Annotated in this window: 17 protein-coding genes; 11 read left to right on the top strand and 6 right to left on the bottom strand. The window is 59.7% G+C overall.

From position 1 onward, the window contains the following. Window positions 1-2: 2 nt before the first annotated feature. From ACQZ40_RS14965 to ACQZ40_RS14975, 3 genes are all read right to left on the bottom strand, one after another. Complete coding sequence (locus tag ACQZ40_RS14965; protein WP_078052529.1) at window positions 3-836, bottom strand: carbohydrate ABC transporter permease; 834 nt, start codon at window positions 834-836, stop codon at window positions 3-5. Further along, window positions 833-1813 carry a carbohydrate ABC transporter permease gene (locus ACQZ40_RS14970; RefSeq protein WP_448748249.1) on the bottom strand — a complete coding sequence of 327 codons (981 nt, stop codon included), beginning with the start codon at window positions 1811-1813 and terminating at the stop codon, window positions 833-835. The genes ACQZ40_RS14965 and ACQZ40_RS14970 overlap by 4 nt, the downstream gene beginning before the upstream one ends. Before the next feature lie 64 nt (window positions 1814-1877). Next, entirely contained in the window at window positions 1878-3143 is a 1266-nt protein-coding gene (locus ACQZ40_RS14975) for an ABC transporter substrate-binding protein (protein WP_078052531.1), read from the bottom strand. Window positions 3144-3412: 269 nt separating this feature from the next. Between ACQZ40_RS14975 and ACQZ40_RS14980 the strand changes: the two genes are divergently transcribed. The 3 genes from ACQZ40_RS14980 (at window position 3413) to ACQZ40_RS14990 (ending at window position 5221) form a co-directional block, all read left to right on the top strand. After that, complete coding sequence (locus tag ACQZ40_RS14980) at window positions 3413-4426, top strand: substrate-binding domain-containing protein (RefSeq protein ID WP_078052532.1); 1014 nt, start codon at window positions 3413-3415, stop codon at window positions 4424-4426. A 174-nt stretch (window positions 4427-4600) separates the two neighbouring features. Beyond that, entirely contained in the window at window positions 4601-4798 is a 198-nt protein-coding gene (locus tag ACQZ40_RS14985; RefSeq protein WP_003523793.1) for a hypothetical protein, read from the top strand. Window positions 4799-5026: 228 nt separating this feature from the next. Beyond that, a complete protein-coding gene (locus ACQZ40_RS14990) occupies window positions 5027-5221 on the top strand; it encodes a hypothetical protein (RefSeq protein WP_125146926.1) in 195 nt (64 codons plus the stop codon). Here ACQZ40_RS14990 and ACQZ40_RS14995 read toward each other — a convergent pair. After that, window positions 5190-5771, bottom strand: a complete 582-nt coding sequence (locus ACQZ40_RS14995; RefSeq protein ID WP_448748250.1) for a DNA-3-methyladenine glycosylase — start codon at window positions 5769-5771, stop codon at window positions 5190-5192. The genes ACQZ40_RS14990 and ACQZ40_RS14995 overlap by 32 nt on opposite strands. Window positions 5772-5868: 97 nt before the next feature. Here ACQZ40_RS14995 and ACQZ40_RS15000 point away from each other — a divergent pair, with 97 nt between their 5' ends. The 4 genes from ACQZ40_RS15000 (at window position 5869) to ACQZ40_RS15015 (ending at window position 9070) form a co-directional block, all read left to right on the top strand. After that, window positions 5869-6252 (top strand): hypothetical protein, encoded by a 384-nt coding sequence (locus ACQZ40_RS15000; protein WP_448748251.1) that lies wholly within the window; start codon window positions 5869-5871, stop codon window positions 6250-6252. After that, a complete protein-coding gene (locus ACQZ40_RS15005) occupies window positions 6249-7034 on the top strand; it encodes an SDR family oxidoreductase (RefSeq protein WP_448748252.1) in 786 nt (261 codons plus the stop codon). Before ACQZ40_RS15000 ends, ACQZ40_RS15005 begins: the two co-directional genes overlap by 4 nt. Window positions 7035-7209: 175 nt before the next feature. After that, on the top strand, window positions 7210-8265 hold the full coding sequence (locus ACQZ40_RS15010; protein WP_443407754.1) for a L,D-transpeptidase family protein: 1056 nt from the start codon (window positions 7210-7212) through the stop codon (window positions 8263-8265). A gap of 19 nt (window positions 8266-8284) precedes the next feature. Beyond that, entirely contained in the window at window positions 8285-9070 is a 786-nt protein-coding gene (locus ACQZ40_RS15015; RefSeq protein ID WP_020811492.1) for a L,D-transpeptidase, read from the top strand. Window positions 9071-9164: 94 nt separating this feature from the next. Here the strand turns inward: ACQZ40_RS15015 and ACQZ40_RS15020 are convergent, their stop codons facing one another. Both ACQZ40_RS15020 and aptA read right to left on the bottom strand, forming a co-directional pair. Beyond that, window positions 9165-10985, bottom strand: coding sequence for a methyl-accepting chemotaxis protein (locus ACQZ40_RS15020; protein WP_174039895.1), 1821 nt, complete (start codon window positions 10983-10985; stop codon window positions 9165-9167). A gap of 143 nt (window positions 10986-11128) precedes the next feature. Then, complete coding sequence (aptA, locus tag ACQZ40_RS15025; RefSeq protein ID WP_059758580.1) at window positions 11129-12463, bottom strand: omega-aminotransferase AptA; 1335 nt, start codon at window positions 12461-12463, stop codon at window positions 11129-11131. Between the two features lie 145 nt (window positions 12464-12608). Here aptA and ACQZ40_RS15030 point away from each other — a divergent pair, with 145 nt between their 5' ends. From ACQZ40_RS15030 to ACQZ40_RS15045, 4 genes are all read left to right on the top strand, one after another. Next, window positions 12609-13157: a cupin domain-containing protein gene (locus tag ACQZ40_RS15030; RefSeq protein ID WP_003523802.1), complete on the top strand. Its 549-nt coding sequence runs from the start codon at window positions 12609-12611 to the stop codon at window positions 13155-13157. A 619-nt stretch (window positions 13158-13776) separates the two neighbouring features. Continuing rightward, on the top strand, window positions 13777-14457 hold the full coding sequence (locus tag ACQZ40_RS15035; RefSeq protein ID WP_003523803.1) for a sugar transferase: 681 nt from the start codon (window positions 13777-13779) through the stop codon (window positions 14455-14457). 194 nt (window positions 14458-14651) lie between these two features. After that, on the top strand, window positions 14652-15908 hold the full coding sequence (locus ACQZ40_RS15040; protein ID WP_448748253.1) for a polysaccharide biosynthesis/export family protein: 1257 nt from the start codon (window positions 14652-14654) through the stop codon (window positions 15906-15908). Between the two features lie 7 nt (window positions 15909-15915). Beyond that, entirely contained in the window at window positions 15916-17226 is a 1311-nt protein-coding gene (locus tag ACQZ40_RS15045; RefSeq protein ID WP_448748254.1) for an O-antigen ligase family protein, read from the top strand. Window positions 17227-17358 lie beyond the last annotated feature (132 nt).

Consider the following 17358-nt stretch of genomic DNA (forward strand, 5'->3'; position numbering starts at 1 on the left):
TCCTAGCCTTTGACGCCGCCGGCGGTGAGGCCGGAGATGATGCGTCGCTGGAAGATCAGAACGAGGACGACGAGGGGTGCTGTGACGATGACGGACGCTGCCATGATCGTTCCCCATGGAATTTCGAACTGCGAGCCGCCCGACAAAAGCGCGATGGCGACAGGCACCGTGCGCTGCTCGTTCGATGAGGTGAAAGTGAGCGCGAAGAGGAACTCATTCCACGCCGCGATGAAGGCGAGAAGCCCTGTGGTGACGAGTGCCGGCCACATCAGCGGCATGAACACCTGGGTGATGATGACCCATGGCGTTGCACCATCGACAATCGCCGCTTCCTCGATCTCGATCGGCAGGTCGCGCATGAAGGTCGTCAGCACCCAGACCGTGAAGGGCAGGGTGAAGATCATGTAGGAAAAGATCAGCGCCAGCGGCGTGTTGAAGATTCCAGCCCAGCGGATCAGTTCGAACAGGCCGGCGAGCACGGCGATCTGCGGGAACATCGAAACCGACAGGATGGTGAGCAGCAGCAGCGCGCGGCCACGGAAGCGGACGCGGGCGAGAGCATAGGAGGCCGTTACCGCAAGAAACAGCGATAGCACGACGACCGAAGATGCAACGAACAGCGAATTGCCAAGATTGCGCAGAAACGTGCCGTTGCCGATGACGAAGCTGTAATTGGTCAGCGAGAAGTCACGCGGCCAATAATTGACCTGGAACAGCGCCGAACCGGATTTCAGGCTCGTCAGGATCGCGTAATAAAACGGGAATACCGAAATCACCATGATGATGGCGACCAGCGCATAAAAAGCGGTGGTTTTCAGGATGCTTGGCAGGGTCATCGCGCGGCTCCATCGGTGTTGACGCGCCCGAGCCACATATAGATGACCGTGATCGAGGCGATGATGAGGAACAGCATGGTGGAGGCGGCGGCGCCATAGGAGAACTTGTCGAAATCGAACAGGTTCTCACGCGCCAGCACCGACATGGTGCGGGTCTGGGCGTTGTTGGGCGTCAGGATATAGATGAGATCGAAGACGCGCATCGCATCCAGCATGCGGAAGATGACGGCGACCATGAGGGCCGGGCGGATCATCGGCAAAGTGACGCGGAAGAACACCTTGATGGGATGAATGCCATCCACCTTTGCCGCCTCATACATGTCCTTCGGCACCATCTGTAGACCGGCGAGGATGAGCAGCGCCATGAAAGGCGTGGTCTTCCAGATATCGACGATCAGGACGGCGATCATCGCGGTCTCGGGATTGGCCGTCCAGGCGATCTTGTTGGAGATCAGCCCGAGATTGAGGAACAGGTCGTTCAATATGCCGAACTGGTCGTTCAGCATCCACGCCCACATCTGCGCCGAAACGATGGTGGGAATGGCCCAGGGCACGAGGATTGCGGCACGCACGAGGCCGCGTCCCTTGAATTCGGCATTCAGCACCAGCGCGACGATGAGGCCGAGCACGGTTTCGAAGCTGACGGAAAGGATGGTGAATTTGAGCGTGTTGAGAACCGCGCCCCACCATGCGGGATCGGCAAGTAGGCCGCGATAGATGGTGCGGCCGCTGCTGAGCGTGATCCAGGTGAGGTAGTTCTTGAGGCCGACGAACTGCGCCCCGTCGAGATTGGTAAGCGAGGCGTCGGTGAGGCTGAACCACACGGTGCGCACCAGCGGCCAGCCCGCCACCAGCGACAGCACCATAAATGTAGGGGCAAGAAACAGCCAGGCGGATTTCAGTCTTTCCGACTGCAGGTCAGAGCCGGTGTCGGCGTCGGATGCCGCGACCGGTCTTTGAAGGGCGATGTCGTTCATGGGGATATCTCGCGGTTGGGGCGCGGGAGACGATCAGTCAAGACCGCCTCCCGCGCGGGCCGGATTACCAGCCGTTGCCTTTGAGATCGGTCAGTTCAACCTCGAGAAGTTCGAGATTTTCCGCTGCCGTGCCGTTGCCGGAGAGCGTGTTGTGCACGGCGCCCCAGAACTTGGCGGAAACCTCGTTATATTTCACCTTGGCCGAGGCGGAAGGACGCGGAACGGCGGTCTGGAAGATCGGCTTCCATGTCGGCATGAAGGGCTGCGCGGCAGCGACGTCCTTGTCGTCGTAAAGGGATGCGATAGTCGGCATGTTGGAGAGCTGAATCGCGCGCATCTTCTGGGTGTCTTTTGATGCCAGGAATTTCACGAGCTGAATGGCCGCTTCCTGATCGTCGGAATATTTCGAAACGGCGAGGTTCCAGCCGCCGAGTGTCGAGGCAGGGGCTTCGCCTTCCGCGCCCGCTGGTAGCGGGGTGACGCCGAACTTGCCCTTGATGGCGCTGTCGTCGCCATTACCCAGTGCATAGGCATAGGGCCAGTTGCGCATGAAGACGGAATTGCCGGTCTGCCAGACGCCGCGCGCTTCCTCTTCCTTATAAGCGAGCACGCCCTGCGGCGCGATGGTGCCGACCCAGCCCTTGGCGGTTTCGATGGCGGCTGCGGCCTTCTCATTGTTGACGGAGATATCGCCGTTGGTCTCGACAATATGGCCGCCGCCTGCGGAAGCGATCCATTCCAGCGCGTTGCAGGTCAGGCCTTCATAGGCGCTGCCCTGGAAAACGAAGCCCCAGAGGTCCTTCTGGCCTGCCTCGCGCTCCTTGTCCTGGATTTCCTTGGCGGTCTCGCTCAGTTCCTTCCAGGTCTTCGGCGGCTGCTTGCCATATTTTTCCAGAAGGTCCTTGCGATAGAAAAGCGCCGGCGCGTCGGTGAACATCGGCATGGCGACGAGCTTGCCGTCAACCGTCTGCGAGGCGACGATGGAAGGGAAATGATCGCCGATGACATCCTTCGTCGCTGCGGTCAAATCCACGAACTGGTCGGCCAGCTGCGGCGCCCAGATCACGTCCGTCTGGTAGACGTCGACATCCTTGTTGCCGGCGGCAAGCCACAGCCGGTACTGGCTGAACTGTTCGCTGGACGATGACGGCATGGTGACGAGATTGACCTTGTGACCGGTCTCTTTTTCGAAGGCGGCGATCCGTTCGCGGAAGAACGCGACGTTCTTGCCTGTCGAATTGGCGGCGATGGAAAGCTCGGCCGCCTCAGCTGAGACGGCGGCGGAAAACGCCGCTCCGCACAGGAACAAAGTCTTCATGGAAATATTCATTGTCAAACTCCTCCGTTGACGCTTCCGATTGTCCTCAAAATTGAAAGCGCTTTTGACCGACGCGAGGCTCTCAAAAGCCGAGCAATCTGTCAATACTCTTTCTAATCTCCCGGAAATCGGCCGCTTTCGCCTGCAATTTTTCGGCGTTTGCCTTTGGGAATGATCAACTGTAAGGTTTCAGGTGGAGGAAAATTGAAATCGTTTTCAATTTTTGTCGGCTTGAAAAATCCGCGGCGGCGACGCATGCAGGGGCAAATTGGCAAAAAATTATGAAGCTCAAGGAATTCGCAGAGAAAGTCGGGCTCTCGCCCACCACCGTCAGCCGGGCGCTGGGCGGCTACCCCGAGGTGCGCGAGGAAACGCGCCAGCGGGTGATGGAGGCTGCGCTGAAATACGGCTACCGGCCGAATGCCAATGCTGTCAGGCTGGCGACGGGCAGGGCGGGCGCCATCGGTGTCGTCATGGGCCGTTCGGGCGGCGGGCACTTCTTCTCCGAATTCATGGGCGGCATGGCGACGCGTCTGGAACGGGAGGAGACCGATATTCTCGTCAGCGTTACCGTCGACAATAATCTCGATGAGGAACTGGCGATTTTCAGCCGGCTGGCGGCGAGCGGCCGGGTGGATGGCATCATCGTGCATTCGCCGCGTCCGGAAGATGAACGCATCGCGCTGCTCAACCGGCTGGGTGTGCCCTTCATCGTGCATGGCCGCTCAAAGACGCCTTTCGAACATGCCTGGCTCGATATCGACAACCACGATGTGACCTATCGTCCGACGATTCATTTTCTGGAGCGCGGACACAGGCGCATCGCCCTTATCAATGGTCCGGTTGGCCGCACCTTCGTGCAGGACCGCGAGCAGGGTTTTCGCGAGGCGCTGGCCACGCACGGCATTACGCCGGATCCGCGTTTCATGATGAATGAGCACTTCAGCGAGGAGACGGCCTTTCGTTTCGCCCGCTCGCTGCTGGAACAGACGCCGCGCCCGACGGCCTTTGTGGCGGGTGCGATGATGACGGCGCAGGGTGTCTATCGCGCCGCGACGCAGATGGGGCTGACGATCGGCAGGGATGTCTCCGTCATCGCCCATGACGACGTGTTTCCTTATCTTACGCCGGAAAGCATGATGCCGCCGCTTTCCACCACCCGCTCGCCCATGCGCATGGCGGGCATGCGGGTGACGGACCTGCTTTTGCAGATCATCGGCGGCCGTCCCGTCCGCGAGGTTCAGGAATTGTGGCCGGTCGAGCTCATCTTGCGGGAATCCGTCGGCCCTGCCTGAACTTGTCGCCATAGCTCACTGATTCCACTCCATTTTGTGAACGTCAGTTGATAACGTTCGCCTTTCGTCATCTATACGTCCGCGCCGTCTCATGTATAATCGGAACAGTCACGGGCGTTATGGAACAGGACCCGGGCCGGCGCGTTGAGGGGACGTGTCTAAGGAGGTGGACGGATGTTTGAATTTTTAAAACCGCAGCAGCAGACCGTGATCGATGATGTCGAGGCGACCGGCACCTATGCCGATGCGCTGCTCAACGTTCCGAGCCCGGAACTAAACCGTTCGACCGCTCGCGAGCATGGTCACGAGGCCCATTCCCGCGACTATTGCGAAAATCGCGATATTTCCCGCAGCGCGCTCGGTTTCGCCTGAGCCATTTCAAAAACCTTCCTCAAAAACGGAACGGACAGGCCGTGCCCGCGTTTTCCTGTACGACCCGCAGGGCGGCGCAACCGGACCGAAAGGACCTGACCGGCATTTGACCGGTGGGCGAATTGGGTGTTGCGCCGCCTGATTGACGACAGCGCAAAGGCGCTGTCGCACGAGATAAAAACGCAGCTTGTGCCCATCGTGGCCAAGCGTGTTTATCAGGAGGCCGCGATGCCAGCCGTTCCCGTCGAACCCTATCCCGAACCGCCGATGCCCGTGCCGCCGCAGCCGGATATCCCGCCGGTGGAAGAACCGGAACCCGACCGGTTGCCGGACGAGGTGCCGACACCCAATCCCGACGAAAATGACGGGCCGCCGAAGGTGCTCGCGCCTGTCAGGTCTCTCCGTTCTCGAATTTCTTGCTGACGAAAGCCGAGCCCTTTAGGCCGAAGCGCCACGGATATTCCGTCGCGCGGCTGATGCCGATTCGTCTGCCGCTGGTGACGGCTGCGGCTTCTTTCGGCAACCGCAGCAAAAACGGCGCTGCGTTCAGTGGCGCGCCGTCCATCTCCCCCGTAATCGCCAGCGCCTGACAGAGCCTGCCCGGGCCTGAGCAGAGAAGTTTTTGCTTGTCAGTTCCCCGTCGCAGTTTCATCATGTCTATGCCGGTCAGGGGTTCGATGGCGCGCAGAAGCACGGCGGAACCCGGGGCGCAGACAAAGTTGGCGCACCAGTGAATACCATAGGACCGGTAGACATAAAGACGGCCGGCCGGGCCGAACATTGCCCTGTTGCGCGGGGTCTGCCCGTTAAAACTGTGGGATGCCGGGTCGTCCGGATGATAGGCTTCGGTCTCCACGATGATGCCGCCGGTATTGCCGATGCGGAACTCCGCGCCAATGAGGGCGCGGGCCACATCCAGCGCATCGCGCAGGAAAAAACTCTCCGGGATTTCCGGGCCAAAGGCCTGATTCATCTGGAACCCTTCCGCTCTGCCGTCGTTTGGAATTCAGGTTCTAACCGTTTTCCAGCATCGGACTCGTACCGGTGCTTTCCAAGCCGGAGGGCATGTCATGCAACTTTCGACGACCTATGTAAAACGCAATAACGGGGTTATCTCAATCGAGTTCGTCGGCAACGACGGCGATCAGGTCTCGGTTCGCCTCGCCGACGGTCTTGAAGGGATCGACGATGCCGAGGCCATCAAACGGGCGAGCGCGGTGATGGTGCAACTGACCGCGTTCGGAACGCGCCATGGGGCAGATGCGCCTTCGCAATTTTCCGCTCTAGGTACGGCGCAGGATGAAGCTCCGCACGGACAGGCGAGCGCCCTTACATCGAAGGATCGCGACATTCTGGAGGAAGAGTTGGAAGAGGGGCTGGAGGACAGCTTTCCGGCGAGTGATCCCATCTCGGCGACGGTCACGTCCATTGCTTCCCGAAAAGGAGGGCAATGACATTGACCGTTCGCAAAGTTGCTCTGGTAACCGGCGCTGGCTCCGGCATTGGGCGCGCCGCCGCTCGTCATCTGTCGGCGCAGGGTTTCGCGGTCGGTCTGTTGGGCCGCACCGAATCGGAATTGAACGATGTCGCCCGGGAAATCGGCGCCGCATCCGGTTCTTCGAAGGTGCTCGTCGCCGATGTGGCGGATGAAGCGGCGATGCGTCACGCGGTCGCAGCGCTGGTCGAGAATTTCGGCCGGCTTGATGTCGTGGTGGCTAATGCCGGCGTCAACGGCGTCTGGGCGCCCATCGATGAGCTGAAACCGTCCGAATGGGACGATACGATCCGCATCAACCTGCGCGGCACCTATCTCACCGTCCACGTCAGCGTGCCGCATCTGAAAGCGGCCGGTGGCGGGTCCGTCGTCATCGTTTCGTCGATCAATGGCACCCGTACCTTCACCTCGCCCGGTGCCACGGCCTATTCCGTGACGAAGGCCGGGCAATTCGCCATGGCGCAACAACTGGCGCTGGAGCTGGGGCGTCACCGTATCCGCGTCAATGCGGTGTGTCCGGGCGAAATCGAAACGGCAATCGATGAAAATACCGATATACGCGAGCGGGAAAAAACGGAGGTTCCAGTTCGTTTTCTGGCTGGGGATATTCCGGTAACCGGCGGCGTGGCCGGGACGAGCGACGATGTCGCCGCGCTGATCGGTTTCCTGGCGTCGGATGCGTCCCGCCACATTACCGGCACGCCGGTATGGATCGATGGCGGCCAGGGGCTGCTGCGATAATCGCGGCTCGCACTTTCATTGGCCACCCCATCACGGGCTTGTGTCCTTATGATTAACGAATGGGTAACGTCTGTTCACGAGACTTTGTCCATGGGCGAGGTTGCCGTGATGTGGCCACCTTCGATAGTTAAGCGTCTGCCGGAAAGGCGGGCAAATCAGGCGGGCAGAACGATCCATGGGCATGCAGGCATTGCTGGATTTCGCGGTTGCGGGGTTGCGGCAGAAGGTAAGGGCAGGGGCAAGAATGGCCGCGATCGTTGCGATCGGTGGCGGCCTTGCCGCGTGCACTTCCATGGGGCTGGACAGCGTCAAGAAAGACCCGCCGAAACTGTCGTCCAAGATGATGGCGCAGATGTCGGCCAAGAGCATGCGCCCGGAAAGCCCGGTTCTCGTTCGCATTTTCAAGCAGGAAAGCGAGCTTGAGGTCTGGAAGGTCGACAAGACCGGAAACTACGCCTTGCTCAAGGCCTATCCCATGTGCCGCTGGTCCGGAAAGCTGGGCCCTAAGATGAAGACGGGCGACCGGCAGGCACCGGAAGGGTTTTATCATGTCTCGGCCGGCATGTTGAACCCGAACTCACAATATTATGTCTCCTTCAATCTCGGTTATCCCAACCGGCTGGAATCGGCGCTCGGTTACACCGGTGAGGCGTTGATGGTGCATGGCGCCTGCTCCTCTTCCGGCTGTTACGCCATGACCGACCAGCAGGTCGGCGAGATCTACGCCATCGTGGCGCGGGCACTTCAGGGCGGGCAGGACCGCTTTCAGGTACAGGCCTATCCCTTCCGCATGAGCGCCCGGAATATGGTGGCGCATCGGGACGACCCCAATATGCCGTTCTGGAAGACGCTGAAGGAAGGCTATGACTATTTCGAGGTGACGCGCCGGCAGCCCAAGGTTTCCGTCTGCGGCCGTCGTTATGTCTTCAACAGTGAATTTGCCGAAGGCGAACCTGCCGATCCGCTGGCGGCTTGCCCGCCGGCCATCAACCAGCAGGATCCGCTGGTGGCGTCGAAACTGGCCGAAGAGCAACAAAAATTTACCGCCGCCATGAGTGAGGGAACTTCCAGCCCGCTCAGCGCGTATGTAGACGGCGGCATGCATCCGAGCTTCCGGGCCATTTTGAAATCGAACGGCGCCAAGGCCATGGCATCGCAGGTTTCCGGCACGAAGTACCCTATCAGCCGCCCAGAGGCGGCGCTGGCGGATCCCTTTGCCGGCGTGAGATGACGTAAATGAGGTTTTTCAATTGAACGAGACGACGACGACCCGGCGGGGTTTCCTGCTTGGAGCAGGTGGACTGGCGCTTGCCGGCCTTGCGGGCTGCAACACAACTGCGCGTGAGGCCGCCCGGCCTGCAGCACCGGCGGACGACCCGATGTATGCCCTGATGTACGGCCCCAAGCCGGACGAGCAGTTCCCGCTGCCGGAAATCCCCTACAAGCGGATTCCGCGTCAGTTCCTGCGGCAGATGGTGGCGAACCCGACGGGTGAACGCCCCGGCGTCATCGTCGTCGATACAGCCAATCATTTCCTCTATCTCACCTATGAGAACAATCAGGCCATGCGTTATGGCGTCGGCCTCGGCCGCGCGGGCTTTGAATGGGCCGGTCGCGGCGTCATTCAGTACAAGCGGCAATGGCCGCGCTGGACGCCGCCCGATGAGATGATTGCGCGCCAGCCGGAACTGGAACCCTATAGCAGCCGCAATGGCGGCATGGAGCCGGGTCTCAAGAACCCGCTCGGCGCACGCGCGCTCTATATCTTCAAGGATGGCAAGGACACGATCTACCGCCTGCATGGCTCGCCGGAATGGTGGACCATCGGCAAGTCGGTATCCTCCGGCTGCGTGCGCCTGCTCAACCAGGATATCATCGACCTTTACAACCGTGTGCCCGATGGTACGCCGATCGTGGTGACGGCGCTCGGCCCCGCACAGCAGGGCGTGCCGATCGGCCAGGAAGGTGTGCCGGTGGCGCAATATGGTAACGGCGTGATCGGCGACGGCCTCTCGCAACCGATGCAGACTTATTGATCGCTGGAGTTCCACCCACGGCGGAGGCTCGCCGTGGGTGCGTGCTGGCTGATTTCCGGCATCTGGCGGAGATATCCGCGCCTCGTCGCAGACATCAAGCTACTCGGCGTGGCTGATCCTGACTGCTGGCCGTTTCCATTTCCAGGCGGAAGCGCGACACCAGGGCACGCAACTTTGCTGTTTCCGAGGCAAGCGTGGCTGACGCGGCGGTGGATTGCTCCACCATGGCCGCATTTTGCTGGGTGGCGTGATCCATGGAGTTCACCGCCGCGTTGATTTCGGACAGACCGGTTGATTGCTCGGTGGCCGATGTGGCGATGGCATTCATATGGCGGTCGATGCCGGCGATGCGTTCACTGATATCCTTCAGTGCTGTGCCGGTATCGAGAACCAGCTTCACGCCGCTCTCGACCTCCACGGACGATTGCCGGATATGGTCACGGATTTCGCTTGCGGCCTTTGCCGAGCGCTGGGCGAGATCGCGCACCTCCTGTGCAACAACCGCAAAGCCCTTGCCGCTCTCGCCGGCGCGGGCAGCCTCAACCCCGGCATTCAGCGCCAGAAGATTGGTCTGGAAGGCGATTTCGTCAATGACGCCGATGATGCCGGTGATCTGCCGCGACGAGGCCTCGATACGGCGCATCGCTTCCTCGGCATGGCTTACCACCTCCACCGATTTCAGGGCGCTATGGTTGGCATCGGTGGCAGCGAGTCGCGCTTCTGCGGCCCGCTTGTTGGCATTCGAGACATTGACGGTGATTTCATCGAGCGCCGCTGCCGTCTGCTCAAGGGAGGCGGCTTGATTTTCGGTGCGGCGGGAAAGATCGCCGGCACCTGCGGCGATTTCCCGGCTGCTGCCGTCGATTGTGCCTATCCCGTCGGAAATGGCAAAAAGGGTCTCGGCCAATTGCCGGACCGAGGTGTTGAAATCATGACGCAGGGCCTCGAATTGTGGGGCGAAGGCGTCATTCAACTGGAAGGCCAGATCACCGGAGGCGAGCCGCTTGAGGCCGGCCGCAAGGCCGGAGGTTGCGATGCGCAGCCTTTCTGAAGCGTCTTCTTCCGCCTGCCGCCGCGTCGCTTCCTGATCGGCTTCCGCCTGTCTGCGGGCCGCCGCTGCCTGCTCCTCTAGTACCCGGTTGGCGATGGCGGCCTGTCGGAAAATCTCGACAGCGCTGGACATGGAGCCGATCTCGTCCTTGCGGTCCGTGCCTGAGGGCGGTTGAGACGTATCGCCGCCCGCCAGGGTCTCCATGTTTTTCGACAATTGCAGGATGGGACGGATAATCGATTTGCGGGTGAGCAGAAAAAGCCCGGTGGAGAAAAGCGCCGCCAGAACCAGAAGTCCCTGTAAGGCGAGGTTGATTGCCGCCTTGGTCTTTTCACTTTCGGCCGATGCAGTGTCGGAAAGCGCCTGAATCTGGTCGCCAGCCGCTTCCATCGCTTTTTCAAGCGCGGAGAATTGCTGCATGAATTCCGGCATCAGCTTGATGGCCTCTTCGGGGCTGGATTCGGCAAGTCCGACCACCGCGTTGGCGGCATCCATATAGGCGAGAAGCGGCTTTTCGACGCCGTCTATGACGGCTTTGACATTCGTGCCTGATGACAGTGACTTGTTTGCCTCGATCACTTCGCGAAAACTGGCTTCGTGTTCGGCAAGATCGGCCTTAACGGCCTTGAGGTCGAGGTCCATTCTGGCATCGGCGGAAAGAATGGCGGCAAGCACGTCTGACCGCAGCGCGTCATGCATCATGTCCGCCTGCATGTGGTTGCGAAGCACGTCCGCCGAAAGCGCCACATATTCGCTGTTACGGTTGAGCGTCTCCGCCGCCCATATGCCGACACCCGCGGCGCTGCCGGTGATGGAAAAGATTGCAATGCCTGCCAATATTATCTTTTTTTGAATCGAGGCCATATGAGCGTTCCCACGCAATTGTTATACTTTGTGAACATAATAGAACATGCTTAATAAATGTTCTATTTTCGCTGAAGGCTCGATAAATGCAAAAAAGGCTGCATTTTGTATTGCAGCCCTTTCTATATTAGAAATTTGTACTTTTATTGCGCGCGTTTCAGGGCGTCGCCGAGGATCGAAACAATATCGTCGAAATGGGATTTTTCGGCGATCAGCGGCGGCGAAAGGGCGATGATGTCGCCGGTAACGCGAATGAGCAGGCCGCGCTCGAAGCAATCCACGAAGACATCATAAGCGCGTGCGCCGGCAGCACCGTCGCGCGATTGCAGCTCGATGCCGGCGATGAAGCCGATGGTGCGGATGTCGATGACATTCGGCAGGCCCTTCAGGGAATGGATGGCGTCGTGCCAGACATCCTGCAATTCGGCCGCGCGGGTGAAAAGGCCCTCATCGCGATAGATGTCGAGCGTCGCGATACCGGCGGCGCAGGCGACGGGGTGGCCGGAATAGGTATAGCCGTGGAACAGCTCGATCTGGTTTTCCGGCCCATGCATCAGCGCATCGTGCACCTTGCGGCTGGTGAAGACCGCGCCCATCGGGATCGCGCCGTTGGTCAGCCCCTTGGCGGTGGTGACGATATCGGGCGTAACGCCAAAATAGTTGGTGGCGAAGGTGGAGCCCATGCGGCCGAAACCGGTGATGACCTCATCGAAGATCAAGAGGATGCCGTGCTTGTCGCAGATGGCGCGCAGCCGCTCCAGATAACCCTTCGGCGGCACCAGCACGCCGGTGGAGCCGGCGACCGGTTCGACGATGCAGGCGGCGATGGTTTCCGCGCCATGCAGGGCGACCAGACGTTCCAGGTCGTCCGCAAGCTCGGCGCCGTGCTCGGGCTGGCCCTTCACGAAGCTGTTCTTCGCCGGATCATGGGTGTGACGCAGGTGGTCTGCGGGGATTTGCGGGAAAACACGACGGTTGTTGACGAGGCCGCCCACGGAGATGCCGCCGAAACCGACGCCATGATAACCGCGCTCACGACCGATCAACCGGCTGCGGGTGCCCTGGCCGATGGCGCGCTGATAGGCGATGGCGATCTTCAGCGCCGTATCGACCGATTCCGACCCGGAGCCCGTATAGAAGACACGGTCGAGTTTTGCACCTTCCGGGCCGGGCGCAATCTCCGCCAACCGCTCGGCGAATTCAAAGGCAACCGGGTGGCCCATCTGGAAGGAGGGCGCGTAATCCATTGTCGAAAGCTGGTGTTTGACGGCAGACGCGATCTGCTGGCGGCCGTGGCCGGCATTGACGCACCAGAGGCCGGCCGTGCCGTCGAGAACCTGGCGACCATCATTGCTGGTGTAATACATGCCTTCGGCGCTCGTCAGCAGGCGGGGATTGGCCTTGAACTGCCGGTTGGCGGTAAACGGCATCCAGTAGCTGTCAAGCGAGGTGGAATTGGATCGGCTCGGGTTGTCCATGGTGGTCTCCTGTTCGTTGCCGGTGATTGAATGCTATTTTCGCGACTGAACAAGCCCTTTTCTCTCTGTGGCCAAGTCATTGAAAATGCTATAGGCCTGAACTCGAGTTTTCGATATTTCGAACAAGGGCAACGGGGGCTCAGGCATGTCGGTGGATATAGGCGGGCGTTTGCGCCATTTGCGGCTGCGCCACAATATTTCGCAACGGGAACTGGCAAGGCGTGCCGGTGTCACCAATTCGACTATTTCGCTGATCGAATCCAACACCTCGAACCCTTCCGTCGGCGCGCTGAAGCGGATTCTTGACGGCATACCGATCGGCCTTGCGGAGTTTTTCGCTTTCGAGCCGGAGACGAGCCGCAAGGCTTTTTATCGGGCGGATGAACTGGTTGAAATCGGCAAGGGGCCGATATCCTTCCGGCAGGTGGGCGAGAATGTCTTCGGTCGCAGCCTGCAAATCCTCAAGGAATGTTACCAGCCGGGCGCCGATACCGGCAAGGTTCCGCTCGTTCACGATGGCGAGGAAGGAGGAATCATTCTCTCCGGGCGGCTGGAAGTGACGGTCGACGAGGAGAGGCGGGTGCTCGGGCCGGGCGACGCCTATTATTTCGAAAGCCGCAGGCCGCATCGTTTCCGTTGCGTCGGTCCCGTGCCGTGTGAGGTCATCAGCGCCTGCACACCGCCAACCTTCTGATTCCAGCGGTTTTTGCGCTTCGTAACGCGCATAGAACGGCCAGGTCGCGGCGATTCGGTAAAAAATGGCCGGCAGCTACGGCAATTTTGCGTGGCTGCCATGACTAGAATGCAGTTTCTTGCCACTCTTTTGCCGTGTTTGCGCCCTTTTAGCAATTTTTCCATCGCTTTTTCTTGGCGGCTTGGCAATGTCCGGCAAAAAAATCCTTACCGATATGTCAAATTTTATATGCATTGCCACAATCTTGCTGCGATGCAAAAAATTTTTATAGTCTGTTACGGACGCGGCTGTTCTTAACGTTCCTGTCTCATCTCGCCAAGTCATAAGAAACACATAAGAAAAGACTGTCGCCGGCACAAAACCCAATACATGCCGGGGCGGTACCCATGCTCTCAACACATGGCCGTCGGCACATTTGTTGCTTTTTTATGCAACCGTTAATATTGCCCGGACGTTGATCGGCCGCTCGCGCAAGAAATCGCATAGACGGTTATGGCCAATGTGCCTTACAAAAAATCCATTAGCATCAAATTCCGAACACAGACTTGTTATCTCTTTTAGACGGAAAGACGCGCCTCCGGGCACCGACCAATCGCAAAACATAAATGGAGTTCTCTCTATGAAGTCCGCGACCCAATCGGCTGAACAGACACTCAGCAGCTCCGAAGACTTCGATGTCAGTTTCCCTATCGGGGGCATCGCAAAGCGCAGCTTCGATATGACATCGGCTGCGCTTGCGCTGCTCATCTTCAGCCCGATATTCCTGTTGATCGCCGCGCTGGTGAAATTGTCCGATCCCGGCCCGATCTTTTATGGCCACCGGCGTGTGGGACATAATGGCCGCTATTTCCATTGCCTGAAATTCAGGACGATGGCGATGAACGGCGATGAAATTCTCCGGCAATATCTTGCCGCCAATCCGGAAGCCGCCGAGGAATGGCGCGCCACCCGCAAGCTCAAGAACGACCCGCGTGTTACGGCTGTCGGCGCCGTGCTGCGCAAGCTCTCGCTCGACGAACTGCCGCAGCTGCTCAACATCATCCGCGGTGAAATGAGCGTGGTTGGTCCACGCCCGGTCGTGGATGAGGAACTGAGCTATTATGAAAGCGCTGCCGCTTATTATCTCAGCACCCGTCCTGGGCTGACCGGCCTGTGGCAGATCAGCGGCCGCAACGACGTCTCCTACAAGACCCGCGTCGCTTTCGACACGCACTATGTGCAGAACTGGTCGATGCGGCAGGATGTCTTCATCATCGTCAAGACCATTCCCGCCGTGTGCCTTTCACGCGGAAGCTACTGAAAACCGATATTGAGTTCGGCTTTATCGATCTTCGTTTCGACACGCACCCCGACCGGGATCCCAAGTCCGGTCTTTGGGTGCGTCATTGGTGCTAATCATACCGGCCGCTTTTCGCGGCACTGTGCAGCCGGCCCTGCCCAGTTGCGCGACGGCCGGATCGCCCGTGTGGCGATCCGCTAACAGGGAGTTTCCCGATGAACGGCTTGTCTGCCGCCCGCCGCCCGTTTGTGGCCTTCGTATTTGCCGCTTCCGTCGCCCTTGCCGCGCCGCTCTCCGCCACGGCTGCGGATGGCGCTCAATATAAGCTCGGTACCGCTGACAAGCTGCGTATCCGCGTTGCCGAATGGCAGCCGGCGGATGGCAGCATCCGCAACTGGGATGTGATCAACGGCGATTATTCCGTCGGTCCGTCTGGGGCGCTGTCGCTGCCTTTCATCGGTCAGCTGGATGTTGCGGGCAAGACCCCATCGGAGGTCAGCGAAGAGATTGGAGCCCAGCTTCAGAGCAAGTTCGCCCTTCGCAACCTGCCTTCGGCCTCCGTCGAGATCGCGCAGTTCCGGCCGATCTTCTTGAGCGGGGACGTGCAGACGCCGGGCGAATATCCCTATGCCGCCAATCTCACGGTGCTGAAGGCCGTCAGCCTTGCCGGCGGCCTGCGGCGCTCGGATGCCGGGCAGCGTTTTGCCCGCGACTTCATCAATGCCCGCGGTGACGCCGCCGTCTATGACAACCAGCGTGCAAGGCTGCTCGCCCGTCAGGCGCGGCTGGTCGCGGAGGTCAAGGGTGACGCGACCATCGCCAAGACGCCTGAAATGGAAAAGATCGGCGAGATCGACGTGCTGCTGGCCAGCGAAAGCGCGCTGATGAAATCGCGCACCGAACGTTACACCCTGCAGCTCAAGGCGCTGACGGACCTGCACGCTCTTCTGCAGAGCGAAGTCGAATCCCTGAAGAAGAAATCAGAGACGCAGAATCGTCAGCTCCAGCTTGCCAACGAGGACCGCGACCGGGTCAACCGGCTGAACGAGCAAGGGCTCGCGCTGTCGCAGCGGCGTATTTCCGCGGAAGAACGCGCGGCCGAAGTGGAATCCAACCTGCTCGATATCGATACGCAGTCGCTGCGCGCCAAACAGGATATCAACAAGGCGACCCAGGACGAGATCAACCTCCGTAACGACTGGGTGGCGCAGCGCTCCAAGGAATTGCAGGACACGGAAGCCGAACTGGACAAGCTCAATCTGCAACTGACCACCAGCCGCGAATTGATGTCGGAAGCGCTGGCGCAATCGGCCGAAGCGATCCGTTTCGATCCCTCGGGCAAATCAGCGACGATCAGCTATGTCGTGGTGCGTGAGGAAAACGGCAAGCCGAAGGAGCTGAAGGTGGATGAAAACGCCATGCTCCAGCCCGGCGATGTCATCAAGGTCTCGTCTGAAATCCTGATGCAGTGAGGTTTCAATGCGGATCGCCAAATCGGCGCTGATCGATCCCGAACGCAATGAGATTTATGGAATGGCAGCGGTTGCGCTGTCATTCTTCGTCTTCGCTTACTCGTCGCGTTTCGGCCAAATCTCGGTCCTGGCCTATTATGGCATGTGGCTGCCGCTGGTGGTTGTCGATTACCGGCGCGTGCTCGGCAATTATCCGCGCTATCTCTGGATATTCGCCTTCGGCATCTTGACGGTTCTGTCCAGCTTCTGGTCGGAGGCGGCGTCGGTTACCATGCGCGCCTCCATCCAGTATATGACGCATATCGTCTGCGCGCTGATCGCGATGCGGGTGATCTCTATCCGGACGCTGACGCGCGGCGCGCTGATCGGCATCGCCGTTGTTCTGCTCTATTCGCTACTGTTCGGCATTTATCTCTTCGATGCGCTGGATGGCACCTATAGTTTCGTCGGCGCTTTTTCTTCCAAGAACCAGCTCGGCTTTTATGCATCGCTCGGCGTCATTTTTGCCGCCGCATCGGTGCTGGTGCTCAAGCAAAGGGGCATCTGGTTGCCGATTGCCGGCGTCACCGGGCTACTGTCGGCCTATAGCCTCCTTGCGTCCCAATCGGCCACATCCACGATTACCACGGCGGCGGTGGTCGCGCTCATCATCGGCTTCATCCCCATCGGCATGCTTTCGCCGGCGAACCGAAAGATGACGTTTTTTGTCCTCGGTGGTCTCGGCGCATTGCTGGCGGTTGCATCCCTGCAATTCGGCCTGCTGGACGCCATTCTCGGCATTTTCGGCAAGGATTCGACGCTGACCGGCCGAACTTACCTCTGGCAGCAGGGCATCGAGGCGGCAAAACAGACGCCGATCCTCGGCGTCGGTTATCAGGGGTTCTGGGTTGCGGGTTTTCCCGATGCCGAACGGTTGTGGAACGATTTCTTCATTACCGGCCGCAGCGGCTTCCATTTCCATAATACCTATATCGAAACCGTGGTGGAAAACGGCTTTGTCGGCATGCTGCTGCTTGGTATGGTGCTTTACGGAACGTTGCTCGGGCATCTGCGCTCGGTGCTGATGCGCAAGAGCGATCCGCAGGGCGTCATCCTGTTTGCGATCTGCGCCCTGTTTGTCGTGCGTTCCTTCGTGGAGATCGACATCATCTTCCCGTACCAGATCGGCTCGTTCCTGCTTTATTTCGCAGCCGGTAAACTGTGCCTCCCGGCAAGGGCTGCGGAAGGCAGCGTTCACCTAACTGGAGTTCGTGGCGGCTTCTCTCTCCGTCATTCCGGCCTTGAGCCGGAATCCAGCCAACCCAAGTCCTTGGGCTGAAAGAATCCGTCTTCGCCGCGCGCGAGCCGAGTCGGCTGGATGCCGGATCAAGCAACCGTGGATGATCAAGCAAATGCTGGATCTGTCCTTGCGATGGCGTTGAGGATAGTGACGAGCTTCCGGATTGTTGCG

The organism is Agrobacterium sp. 16-172Ci (assembly GCF_053522725.1).